General features: G+C 64.8%; 8 protein-coding genes and 2 pseudogenes. 5 read left to right on the top strand and 5 right to left on the bottom strand.

Going from position 1 to position 11743, the window contains the following annotated elements:
- Positions 1-212 precede the first annotated feature (212 nt).
- Positions 213-1022 (top strand): annotated as a pseudogene (locus B9N88_RS33105) (HAMP domain-containing protein); the annotation flags it as partial.
- Positions 1023-1337: 315 nt separating this feature from the next.
- Positions 1338-1880: pseudogene (locus tag B9N88_RS33110) on the top strand (methyl-accepting chemotaxis protein); the annotation flags it as partial.
- Between the two features lie 212 nt (positions 1881-2092).
- On the opposite strand, the gene B9N88_RS00715 reads toward B9N88_RS33110, so the two are convergent.
- Complete coding sequence (locus tag B9N88_RS00715; RefSeq protein ID WP_027606687.1) at positions 2093-3541, bottom strand: APC family permease; 1449 nt, start codon at positions 3539-3541, stop codon at positions 2093-2095.
- 223 nt (positions 3542-3764) lie between these two features.
- Positions 3765-4733, bottom strand: coding sequence for a helix-turn-helix domain-containing protein (locus B9N88_RS00720; protein WP_027606688.1), 969 nt, complete (start codon positions 4731-4733; stop codon positions 3765-3767).
- 191 nt (positions 4734-4924) lie between these two features.
- On the opposite strand from B9N88_RS00720, the gene B9N88_RS00725 reads away from it, so the two are divergent.
- The 3 genes from B9N88_RS00725 (at position 4925) to B9N88_RS00735 (ending at position 8429) form a co-directional block, all read left to right on the top strand.
- Complete coding sequence (locus B9N88_RS00725) at positions 4925-6301, top strand: aspartate aminotransferase family protein (RefSeq protein ID WP_027606689.1); 1377 nt, start codon at positions 4925-4927, stop codon at positions 6299-6301.
- 27 nt (positions 6302-6328) lie between these two features.
- On the top strand, positions 6329-7783 hold the full coding sequence (locus B9N88_RS00730; protein WP_027606690.1) for an aldehyde dehydrogenase family protein: 1455 nt from the start codon (positions 6329-6331) through the stop codon (positions 7781-7783).
- 82 nt (positions 7784-7865) lie between these two features.
- Positions 7866-8429 (top strand): cytochrome b, encoded by a 564-nt coding sequence (locus B9N88_RS00735; protein WP_027606691.1) that lies wholly within the window; start codon positions 7866-7868, stop codon positions 8427-8429.
- Between the two features lie 88 nt (positions 8430-8517).
- On the opposite strand, the gene B9N88_RS00740 is transcribed toward B9N88_RS00735, so the two are convergent.
- The 3 genes from B9N88_RS00740 to B9N88_RS00750 form a co-directional block, all read right to left on the bottom strand.
- A complete protein-coding gene (locus B9N88_RS00740) occupies positions 8518-9453 on the bottom strand; it encodes a FecR family protein (RefSeq protein ID WP_051429377.1) in 936 nt (311 codons plus the stop codon).
- Entirely contained in the window at positions 9450-9959 is a 510-nt protein-coding gene (locus B9N88_RS00745) for a sigma-70 family RNA polymerase sigma factor (RefSeq protein WP_027606692.1), read from the bottom strand. The genes B9N88_RS00740 and B9N88_RS00745 overlap by 4 nt, the downstream gene beginning before the upstream one ends.
- Before the next feature lie 228 nt (positions 9960-10187).
- Positions 10188-11735: an MFS transporter gene (locus B9N88_RS00750; protein ID WP_027606693.1), complete on the bottom strand. Its 1548-nt coding sequence runs from the start codon at positions 11733-11735 to the stop codon at positions 10188-10190.
- Between the last annotated feature and the right edge of the window lie 8 nt (positions 11736-11743).

Raw genomic sequence — 11743 nt, forward strand, 5'->3', positions numbered from 1 at the left:
TGCAGGCCCAGGCCGTGGCTCATGGCCAACAGGTGGAGCGGTTTTTCAATGAAACCGCGCTGTATGGCGAAGGGTTCGCCCAGCAGGTTCTGCAACTGCGCGAGCAAACCCTCAATGGACGCCTGACGGTCGTGCAATTGCGTCAAGCCCTGGTCGGCATCGCCCGAGAAGCCCTCAGGCAGCGCGAAAAAGTCCTCGGCCTGTACGTGATCATGCTGCCCGATGCACTGGCCGGCAGCGACGCCGACTGGCGCGACCAACGCGCCCTGGCCGGCAATGAAACCGGGCGCTTTGCGCTGTACTGGTCCCAGAGCCAGCCGGGGCAACTGGTGCAGGAGGTGTTGAGCGAGGCACAAATCGCCGCCAACACAGCGCCCCCCGGCAGCGCACCGGCAAACGCCTGGTACGCTTGCCCTCAGGCGCAACGACAGGTGTGTGTGGTCGAGCCGTACACCATCGAAGTGGAAGGCCACAAAGCCCTGATGAGCAGCATTTCCATCCCCCTGATCGTCGACGGCAACGTGCTCGGCGTGGTGGGCATGGACATCAGCCTCGACACCTTGCAGAAACTGGCCGCCAACCTCAGCCAGGACCTCTACCAGGGCGACAGCCAGGTCACCCTGGTGTCGGCTTCGGGTCAAGTGGCGGGACGCAGCGGCGATGTCGCGGGGGAAACCCTGGACATCCGCCAATCCGTGCAAACGGCAGCGGGCACCCCAGCCTGGCAACTGCAGATCAAGGTCCCGCAGGCACGGGTGCAGGCGTCCGCCCGGCAGATGCAGAGCGAACTGGACGACAAAAGCCGTGAGTCCAACTGGCTCAACCTTGGCCTGGGCATCCTGGCCAGCAGCCTGGGGATGTTGCTGATCTGGCTGGCGGCCTACGGCGTGACTCGCCCATTGCTGAAGATGGCCGAGCTGCTCGATGCCATTGTCGAAGGCGACGGGGACCTGACCCAGCGCCTGCCCCTCGGGCGACGCGACGAGCTGGGCCGCCTGGCCAATGGTTTCAACCGTTTCCTCGACACCTTGCAGCCGATTATTCGCGCCATCCAGACCGCGTCCCTGGACACCCGCGACAGCGCCGACACCTCGTCCGGCATTGCCCGCGAAGTCAGTGCCGGTATGCAGCGCCAATACCGCGAAGTGGAGCTGGCCGCCACCGCGCTGCACGAAATGAGCGCCAGTGCCCAGGAAGTGGCCCGTCACTCCCACAGCGCCGCCGACGCCGCCACCGCCGCCGAAAACGCGAGCCGCTCAGGCCAGGCGGTGTTCTCCACCGCCGAACGCAGCATCGAGGCCCTCGACCAACGCCTTGAAACCACCCTCCAGCAAGTCAACGCCCTGGCCGACAGCAGCAACCAGATCGGTCAGGTACTGGACGTGATCAGCGCCATCGCGCAACAGACCAACCTGCTGGCGTTGAATGCGGCTATCGAAGCGGCCCGTGCCGGCGAGCAGGGTCGCGGTTTTGCGGTGGTGGCCGATGAAGTCAGGCACCTGGCCAGCAACACCCAGAGTTCGGTCGAACAGGTACGCACGGTGATCGAAACGTTGCAACAGCTGAGCCAGGCGGTGGTGCACAGTACCCAACTGAGCCGCGAGCAAGCGGGCGGCAGCGTGCTCCAGGTGCAACAGACCCGGGTTGCGCTGGGGCATATTTCCCAGGCCGTGGATGTGATCGAACAAATGAATCAGCAGATCGCCAGTGCGGCCCTGGAGCAGAGCAGCGTGGTGGACGATATCAGCCATCGCGTCAGCGACATCCGCGGTATCAGCGAAACACTCGCCGGGCGCATGCACGAGGCGTCGCAGGCCAGTGACGCATTGCATCAGATGGCCAATCACCAACAACAGCTGGTCGGGCATTTCCGCGTGTAATGGCGTGCCGCCTGACTGAGCTGCGGTGGCCGCCTTTCAACTCTCCAACATTGAATTCCCCCATGATTTATCCACGCCGCTGGCTGATCCTCGGGAGTATTTCCAGCGGGGCCTACTCGGCAGGCGTGGTCATTCCAGCCTGGTTGACCCTTCGACAGCCTTGACCACGCGCTGCTGGTCAGGCTGAGCAGGCAGACACCGCCGCCCACGCCTTAAAGCTTGTGGCTGCCCAAGGCCAGGAACCGCTGCGGCGACGCCTTGCGCAGCCGCGCCGCGAGGAATACACCGCCCAGCAACGCCAGGGGAATGATCGCGCAGAGGCCGTAGGACAGCAGTTGGCTGGCACCGGTCAGCACATCGAAATGCACCACCGCCAGCACCAGCACGGCCACGAGCGCCAGGCACGAGAAACCGGGGAGGATCTGCCCACGCCAGAGCCCGACCTTGAGCTGCGGATGGCGCCGGAAGAACACCAGCACCGCGGCCGAGGTCAGCGCCATCAGCAGGATCACGCACAGCGTGGCCAGGTTGGACAGCCAGGCAAACAGCTGCAGAATCGGATCGGCATCCAGCGCTGCGAAAATCAACACCACCACGGCCGAGATCAGGCTCTGCAAGACCGAGCCCATATGCGGGCTCTGGTGCACCCGATGGGTGGTGCCCAACTGGCTGTGCAACAGGCCGTCACGGCCGATGGCGTAGAAGTAACGGGCGGCGGCGTTGTGAAAGGCCAGCAGGCCGGCATAGATGCTGACCATGAACAGCACGCGGATAACCTGGGTCAGTTGCGGGCCGACAAAGTGGTCGGACATGCCATAGATAAACGTGGTCGGGTCCTGCAAGGCCTGCAGCATCGGCACGATCTTGTCCGCACCCACGCCCACCACCATCGACCACACCGACAACGCGTAGAAACCGCCGATCAGCAACACCGAGCAGTAGGTCGCAATCGGAATGGTGCGCTGCGGGTCCCGGGCTTCTTCACCGTAGATGGTGGTGGCCTCGAAGCCGATAAAGGCGGCGAAGCAGAACAGCAGGCCGATTGACGGCGTGCCGCTGAACACATGGCGGCTGCTGAACGAATCCAGGTTGATGCCGCTGTCGCCACCGGACTTGAGAATGGCGAAATCCAGGACCAGGATCGCCAGGTACTCGGCGATCACCATCACCGACAATACCCGCGCGGACAGGTCGATCTTGCGATACCCCAGGATCGCGATGCTTGCCATCGCCATCAGCGAATAGGACCACCACGGCAGCACCAGGCCGAAGGCGGCTTCCATGGTGCCGCTGACTACCCCGCCGAACATGCCGTACAAGCCGACCTGCAGGATGTTATAGGCAAACATCGCCAGCACCCCGGCCGCGCCACCGGCCAGGCCGCCCAGCCCACGGGCGGTGAACGCGTAGAAACCGCCGGCATTGGTCAGGTGGCGCGCCATGGTGGTGTAACCCACCGAGAACGCCAGCAGTACCAGCAAGGCCAGGATCAGCAACGCCGGGGTGCCCGCGCCGTTACCCAGCATGATGCCGATGGGGAAGCCGCCGGCGATCACACTCAGCGGGCTTGCCGCCGATACCACGAAGAAGATGATAAAGCCCACACCCAGGGCGCCACGCTTGAGCTCCGTGGAGCTGTTGATCGAGTTGGATACACTCATGCTGTTGACCTTATTGTATGAGGCAGTCGCTGTAGGATCGGTGCAGCCGGCTGTCGACCGGTACCGAATAGCTTGTCGTTGTTGTTGCACGCTGGCATCGATCCTATGCCTGCCCGACAGCGTGCCGGTATCCCAAATCGGTAACGCAAGCGCCCACGGCGAAACACCTGCACATCCCGAGCGGACGACGCAGGCTGATTCAGATCTTGCTAAAGGCTTGGGTTCAGGCGCGCACGTTGCCGGTAATGGCGGCGCGGGTCGTGTGGGACGGCAACTGCGCGAACAGCTCCTGGTACTCCGCGGCAAAATGGCTCAGGTGATAGAAGCCCCACTGGGCGGCGGCATCCCCAATCGACAGCTCGGATGCCCGGGTAGACATCAAGGTTCGGCGTACGCCGTTGAGCCTCACTGAGCGCAGGTAATTCAGCGGTGTGGTCTCGGCGACCGAGCGGAAGCTGTTCTGCACCGTGCGCCGACTCACCTGGAGACGCTGGCACAAATCGATCACGCTGGGCACGTCGATCATTTCGGTCGTGGCCAGGCGATGACATTTCTCGACGATAAAGCTGCGCGTGGAACTGGGGCTGCGCTGCTGCTTGTCACAGGCCGGGTCGGTCATCAGTTGCAGCAGCTCGCCGAGCATGGCCTGTTCCAGCGCCGACTCACGCTCGCGCGTGTAGTCGAGGTCATCGTTTACCAGGGCCTCGGAGAACAATGCCAGCAATCGACGCCGGGCCTGGACGAAACGCTGGGGAGACACCTTTATCACCGGTTGGCGCAGCAACCGATTGAGTTCTTTCGCCGACGCCGTCTGTTCCAGCGCCTCTTCGAACAATTCACGCTCAAAGGTAATGGACAAAAGCTCCATGCCCATCGGCATATGGAACATGAACTCCTCTCCACCGTGGAGGAAGAACAGGCTGCTGTCATCCACCTCGCGGCCCTGCATGCGAACCGAGCCGGGCACATTGATCGGCACCGCAAAGCACATCTTGTCGCGAGGCGCCACGCCGTTCTGCACCACACGCTGGTTGATCTGCTCGAGGAACAGGTGGCAACCGGTCGTCGTCAGTTGCATCAGCGAACTCTCGGCCGAACCGGCGGTGAGCTGGCTGTAGTCCTGGCTCCACTGTTGGATGGTGGCTGCGTGGACGTGGATATCGCGGAAATGGCTGATCGTCTGGTTTTTCATTGGGGGGTGTGCCTCTACCAACATTCTTGTTTTTAGATCGCCGATGCCTTTGATACTCGCACATCGGTCACATCCTGCAAATTGTTTATGCGCTGGAATGCCCGCGTCTCATGTGCCGATTCGGGCTACCGGCCGGGAACCCGCGGCGGAGATGATCGGCACACTTAAATCGACATTCCAGAGAGACCGTCATGAGTGAAGCCAACTTTCAAGCCCTGCACTTCGCGGATGCCCCGCACATTGTCTCCGGCACACTGCCCGGCCCCAAGACCTGCGAGGCCCTGGCGCTGTCGGCGCGCACCGAGTCGATGGCACGCGGCGGCGGCCGCATGCCGGTGGCCATGGACCGCGCCTTCGGTGCGACCTTCAAAGACCCCGACGGCAACACCTACATCGACCTGTCCGCCGGCGTCGGTGTCAGCAGCGTCGGCCGCTGCCACCCCAAAGTGGTGCAGGCGATTCGCGAACAGTCCGAAGTGCTGATGCACGCCCTGGAAATCAACAGCACGCGGCGCACCGAATTGGCGGCCAAGCTCTCCGAGATCGCCCCCGATGGCTTGCGTGGCGACTGCGTGACCTTCTTCACCCAGAGCGGCAGCGATGCGCTGGAGGCCGCGATCAAGTTTGCCCGGCGCATTACCGGACGCCACCAGATCATCGCCTTCCATGGCGGCTACCACGGCGTGTGGCATGCCTCGGGCGCGCTGACCACCGGCACCGCCTACCGCAAGGGCTTCGGTGCCCAGATGGGGGGCGTGATCCACGCACCCTACCCGTACGCCTACCGTTTCCCCTTCGACACCACCCACAAAAGCGCCGAGCAGATCGCCGGCGAGTACATCGACTACCTGTTGAACACCCCCTATACCGCCGCCGATGACGTGGCGGCCGTGATCGTGGAGCCGGTGCAGGGCGAAGGCGGCTACGTGCCACCCTCGCCGGAATTCCTGCAATTGCTGCGCCAGGCCTGCGACCGCAGCGGCACATTGCTGATTGTCGATGAAGTGCAATCCGGTGCAGGACGCACCGGCAAGATGTGGGCGGTCGAACATTCCGGCGTGAAGCCCGACATGCTCACCTTCGGCAAGGGCATCGGCAGCGACCTGCCCATGGCCGGGCTGATCATGCGTTCGGACCTGGCGGCCAAGATTCCCGACGGCTCGATGCCCAACACCTTTGCCGCCAACTCGTTGTCGGCGGCCGTGGCGTTGACCAACATCAGCATCCTGCAGGATCCACAACTCGACCTGCTCAACCGCGCCCACACGTTGGGGCTGGAAGCCCAGGCGCATATTCGCGGCTTCAACAGCCCGCTGGTCGGCGAAGTGCGCGGGCGCGGCCTGATGATCGGTATCGAACTGGTCGAGGATCCGCTCACCAAGGCGCCCCTGGCGGGCGAAAAGATCGGCCAGTTGATGGGCTACCTGCTCAACCACGGCGTGCTGATGATCCCCTGCGGCCGCTACAGCAACGTGATGCGCGTGATGCCCTCGCTGACGATCTCCCGCGAACTGTTCTTCAAGGCCCTGGACATCTTCGGCGACGCCCTGGCGTCCCTCAAGGCGTGAGCCTGCCCACTACTCGAGGACCGCAACATGACTGAGCACTTGAATCATTTCATCGAAGGTACGCCCTGCGAAGCCTTCGACCGTCGCCGTTTCGACCTGGTCAACCCCGTGACCGAGCAGGTGTATGGCAGCTCCGCCCGTGGCACCCGCGAAGACGTGGAACGTGCCGTGGCGGCGGCACGCCACCAACTGGAAAGGGGCGACTGGAGCCAACTCGGCGGCGCCCAGCGTGGCCGACTGTTGGCGAAACTGGCCGACCTGGTCGAGCGCGACAGCGAACGGCTGGCCGATCTGGACGCCAATGCCATCGGCCGCTCGCCCATCGAACCGCGCCGGATGGACCTGCCCAACGCGATCGCCAACCTGCGCGCCGCCGCCGGCTGGGCCAATCAGCTCGAAGGTCGCACCATTCCCACCGGCGGTTACTTCGGCACCAAAACCCTGTCGTACACGGTGCGCGAGCCCGTCGGCGTAGTCGGTGCCATCGTGCCCTGGAACTCGCCGCTGATGATCACCGTGTGGAAGCTCGCCGCGTTGCTGGCGGCGGGCTGTACCGTGGTGGTCAAGCCTTCGGAGGAAACCCCGCAGTCGGCCCTGCACCTGGCGCTGCTGGCGCAGGAAGCCGGCTTCCCGGACGGCGTGATCAACGTGGTCACCGGCTACGGCAACGAAGTCGGTCGCGCCCTGTGCGAGCACCCGGATGTGGCCAAGATCAGCTTCACCGGCAGCCCCGAGGCCGGGCGTGAAATCCAGCGCACGGCCGGCGTGCTGTTCAAGCGCGTGGCCCTGGAACTGGGCGGCAAGAGCCCGCAGATTGTGTTCGACGATGCGTCCTTCGACGATGCCCTGCGCGGCTGTGCACTCGGCCTGTTCGCCAACCAGGGCCAGGTGTGTGCCGCCGGCTCGCGGATCCTGGTGCAGCGCAGCCTCGCCGAGCGTTTCGGCGCCGCGCTGGCCGAGGCCGCACACACAGTGAACGTCGGCGACCCGCGCGAGCCCGGGGTACAGATGGGTCCGGTGGCCAAGAAAGCCCAGTTCGATCGCGTCAACCGCTACATCCAGCGGGGCATCGACCAGGGGGCAACCCTGCTGGCCGGCGGCGTCTCGACGCCCGAGCAGGGCTGGTTCGTGCGCCCGACGATCTTCGCCAACGCCCGCAACGACATGGACATCGCCCGGGACGAGATTTTCGGGCCGGTCGGCACGCTGATCACGTTCGACAGCGAAGACGAAGCGATCGCCCTCGCCAACGACAGCACCTACGGCCTGGCGGCCACGGTCTGGACCGGCGACCTGGCCAGGGCGCACCGTGTGGCGGCGGCGGTAAAGGCCGGCGCCGTCGGTATCAACTGCTGGAGCCCGCTGGACGCCAACCTGCCTTGGGGCGGCGTCAAGACCAGCGGTATCGGGCGTGAAGGCGGGTTCAGCGGCGCGCTGGCCTACACCGAGGAGAAAGTCATCACCGTGCTGCTGCCGGCCTGAGCACACGCGCTGTCCTGACCGAGCCACTCTCCAACGTCGAGGGTGGCCATTCCACCGTGCATCGCTCCCTGGAGAGCTTGATATGAACCCAATGGATCAACCGACAATCGATCGCTACCCGACGTCCCTGCGCCTGTTGCACTGGCTGCGGGCAGTACTGGTGCTGGGCCTGCTCTGGGCAGGCTGGCATATGACCGGCATGAATGATGAGGTGGCGAGCAAATTCGAGCTCTATTACCCGTGGCACAAGTCCTTCGGGGTGTTGACGTTCCTGGTGGTGCTGACTCAGCTTGCCGTGCGCTTTCGTACCCCCAGGCTGCCGCAGCCACTGGAAACCCTGGCCGGATATGAACGCTTCCTGTCACGCCTGACGCAGCGCGTCATGTATGTCCTGCTGGTGATCGTGCCGCTGATGGGTTACTCCATGTCGAGCACCTTTACGATGAGCGACGGGGTGTTCTTTTTCGGGGTCAACCTGCCGGAGCTGTTGCCGAAGAATGACGATTGGTTCGCGGTGTTCCAGTGGCTGCACAAAGTCCTCGCCTACACGCTGCTGGTGCTGATCGTGCTGCATGTCGCAGGCGCCCTCAAGCACCGCTTCTACGACCGCGATCCGCGCAACGACGTGCTGCGCCGCATGCTCTGAATGAATGGTGCAGGCAAGGGACATGAAATAACCCCGGCAGCCAGCGTGGCGGAGTGGTCTTCAGCCCCCCCATGCGCCTGGCCGGCCCCTAAGCCCGCGCCCCGATCAACACCAGCACCCCACCCCACTGCGTCACCCTGATCGGCAAGCTTTGCTCCAAGGCCTCCAGGGTCTGGCGCGCATCATCCAGCGGGAACCGGCCACTCACGCGCAGCTGCGCCACCGCGGCATCCAGGCGCACGATGCCCTTGCGGTAGGGCCGGATCGCTTCCACCACGCTGGCCAGTGTCTGGTTGCGCACCACCAGCCAGCCGTCGAGCCAGGCGGTTTCGGTGGCGGCCATGGGCACTTGGGTGAGGATGCGCTGGTGGTCGAACAGCGTGCTCTGGTGCATGGCCACCCGTTGCTGGGCACCGCCGTCGAAGTGCAGCACCGCATCGGCATCCAGGGTGACCAGGCGCATCGCGCCGTCCTGTTCACTCAGCATCAGGCGGCCCGTGGTGGCACTGATATGGGCGGCGCGGGTCTTGACCTGCAGCGGACGCAGCAGGTTCACCAGCATTTCGCCGGTGCGCAGTTCAAGGCTGTGCGCGTCCCCGGCCTGCGTCGAGACCACCTCGCTGCGGGCATTGAGCTTGAGGGTGCTGCCATCGGCCAGTTGCCAGCTGCGACGCTCGGCGGTACCGGTGGCGTAGGTCTGCCCTGCGTCTTCAAAACGCCAGCCCCACCCCGCGCCGGCCGCCAGTCCCAGCGCGCACAGGCTGGTACGCAGGAATGCGCGACGGCTGTTGGGTTGCTCCAGGCTGCGCAGCAACTGCGCGCTGGAGCGCCCGCGCCAGGGTGAGGCCTTGAGCTGATCGAGGCCGGCGAGCAGTTGCGCGTATACCTGGCGATGATGGGCCGAGGTGCCCCGCCATTCATCCAGCGCCTGCTGCTGGGCGGGGCTGAAGTCGCCGGACTGGATCTGCACCAGCCAGCCGATGGCTTCCTCGGCCACCGGGTCGTTCAAAGGCTGTTTGCTCACTCGCTCAACCCCAGGTAACAGGCGCGCAGGGCCTGGGTCATCAATTGGTGGATGCGCCCCAGGGACAGGCCCAGGCGTTCACTGATCTGCGTGTAGGTCATGCCGTCCAACTGGCTGTGCACGAACACCGCCTTGGCTTGCCCCGACAGGCCGTCCAGCAGTCGGTCGATGGCCAGCAGGCTCTCGATCAGAATCAGTTGTTCCTGGGGCGATGGGTGCACGTGTTCGGGCACGTCGGCCAGGATCTGCAAGTAAGCTTTTTCCAGGTCGCGCCGGCGCCAGCTCTCGTACATCAGGCGCTGGGCGATGGTGGTCAGCAGCGCGCGCGGTTCGCGAATGGCCGTGGGGTCGGGCAGCATCCACACCTTGAGGAAGGTCTCGGCGGCGATGTCCTCGGCGCTGTGGCTGCAACCGCTGCGGTACGACAAACGCGCGCACAACCAGCTGTAGTGCTGCTGGAAAATCTGGCCGATAAGGCGGGTCTTGAGCAAAGCATTCGGGTCCATAGGTCCATAATCTTCATGGACTGCACACGCCAGCGGACAAGTGGTGGTGGGCCTGTCGGTTTGAGGTAGACCTGCGTCCGGGCAGGTGAGTCCAGTTTGCCCCAGGGGGCTTCACCAGATAAAAGAATAAAAAAAGCCATCAAGCTGCATTTTTTGCATAACCTTCGGCGCTTTTACGGGCACGCCAAAGCACCGCCTGCGGCTGTCGCAGGCGGTACGGCGCGTGGCTCAGTGCGTGGCCAGTTGCGCCTCGCTGCGTTCCTGTTCGCGCAATGGGCGTACCAGCCAGGTGACCACCACGGTCAGCACCAGCAAGATCAACGCCAGCGCCCAGAGCACACCATGGAAGGCGCTGTCATAGCCGCCGATAAACAGGCTGTGCACCGTCGCCGCTTGCTCCGCGCCCAGGGTTTGCAGGGACCCGGTGAGGTTGCCGGCGGCGACGTCGTCGATCCAGCGTTGCAGGGTCGCCGGGTCGGGCGCCAGGCGGCTCAGCGTGCCGCGCAACTGGCTGTCGAGCAAGGTCGCCAGCAGCGAGCCATACAAGGCCACAGCAATCGCTTCACTGCCCAGGCGGAAGGTGTTGAGCAGGCCCGCAGCCATCCCGGCCTTCTGCTCCGGCACGGTCTTGAGCGCCAGGCCATCCACCAGCCCGGCCGACAGGCCCATGCCGATGCCCACCAGCAACAGCGGCACTGCCAGTTGCCACAGCGCCACACCGACCTGGCTGACCAGCGCCAACGCCACCACACCGACCAGCAACGCAATCAGGCTGGCCTTGAGAATGCCGATCGCCGACACCCCGCGTGCCGCCCACTTGCCCGCCAGGATCGGGCAAAACAGCATCGGCACCGTCAGCAGCAACATCGCCAGGCCCGCATGGGTCGCGCTCAATTGCAGCACGCCGAACAGGTAGCTCGGCAGGTACGTGAGCAAGGTCACAAAGCCGAACGACGCCGCCACGGTGACCAGCGCCAGGCCGACAAAGGGCCCGCGCGCCAACAGCGACAGGTCGAGCATCGGCTGCAGGTGGCGACGCTCCTGCCAGGTGAACACCGCCAACAGCACCACGGCGACCGCCACCAGGCCGAGTACACCGCGGCTGCTCCAGCCCCATTGCGAACCCTGCACAATCGCCACCATCAGCGCCAGCAATGCCAGCACAAACAGTGTCGCCCCCGGCACATCGAAGCGCGCGGTGCGTTCAGCCAGCACGCCATCGCGGGTAATCAACGGGCTGCCCAGCAGCACGATCACCAGGGTCACCCCATGGGCCCAGAAAATCGCGCGCCAGCCGACGCTGTCCAGCAGCAGGCCGGACAAGGTCGGGCCCAGGCTCACGCCCAGGCCGGCAACGGTGCCGAACAGGGCAAACGCGCGCAGCCGCGCCGGGCCGCTGAAGTGGGTGGACAAAATCGCGATGCCGCAGGAAAAGATCGCCGCCGCCCCGATGCCCGCCAGCCCCCGCGCCGCATCCAGCAGCCAGGCGCTCTCGGCCACGGCGGACAGCACCGAGGCCACCACGTACAGCGAAGCGCCGGCGACAAAACAGCGTTTGCGCCCGAGCCGATCCGCCAGCGCGCCCCACGCCAGGGTGAAGCAGGCAAACGCCAGGTTGAACGCATTGACCACCCATTGCAGGCTGGTCAGCGGCGCCTGGATGTCGGCGCCGATGGCCGGCAACGCGAGCGCCGTACCCGAGATGGAACTGGGCACGACGAAAATCGCCAGCAGGATGATGGTCAGTAGAGCCGTATCGGCAAAGGTCGTTTTCATGGGTCCTT

It is taken from the genome of Pseudomonas sp. LAMO17WK12:I1, assembly GCF_900177315.1.
Taxonomy (GTDB): Bacteria; Pseudomonadota; Gammaproteobacteria; order Pseudomonadales; family Pseudomonadaceae; genus Aquipseudomonas; species Aquipseudomonas marginalis.

Excerpts from the sequence above, each read along its gene's own strand:
- B9N88_RS00715 (WP_027606687.1), bottom strand. The coding sequence starts at position 3,541 with ATGAGTGTATCCAACTCGATCAACAGCTCCACGGAGCTCAAGCGTGGC.
- B9N88_RS00720 (WP_027606688.1), bottom strand. The coding sequence starts at position 4,733 with ATGAAAAACCAGACGATCAGCCATTTCCGCGATATCCACGTCCACGCA.
- B9N88_RS00725 (WP_027606689.1), top strand. The coding sequence starts at position 4,925 with ATGAGTGAAGCCAACTTTCAAGCCCTGCACTTCGCGGATGCCCCGCAC.
- B9N88_RS00730 (WP_027606690.1), top strand. The coding sequence starts at position 6,329 with ATGACTGAGCACTTGAATCATTTCATCGAAGGTACGCCCTGCGAAGCC.
- B9N88_RS00735 (WP_027606691.1), top strand. The coding sequence starts at position 7,866 with ATGAACCCAATGGATCAACCGACAATCGATCGCTACCCGACGTCCCTG.
- B9N88_RS00745 (WP_027606692.1), bottom strand. The coding sequence starts at position 9,959 with ATGGACCCGAATGCTTTGCTCAAGACCCGCCTTATCGGCCAGATTTTC.
- B9N88_RS00750 (WP_027606693.1), bottom strand. The coding sequence starts at position 11,735 with ATGAAAACGACCTTTGCCGATACGGCTCTACTGACCATCATCCTGCTG.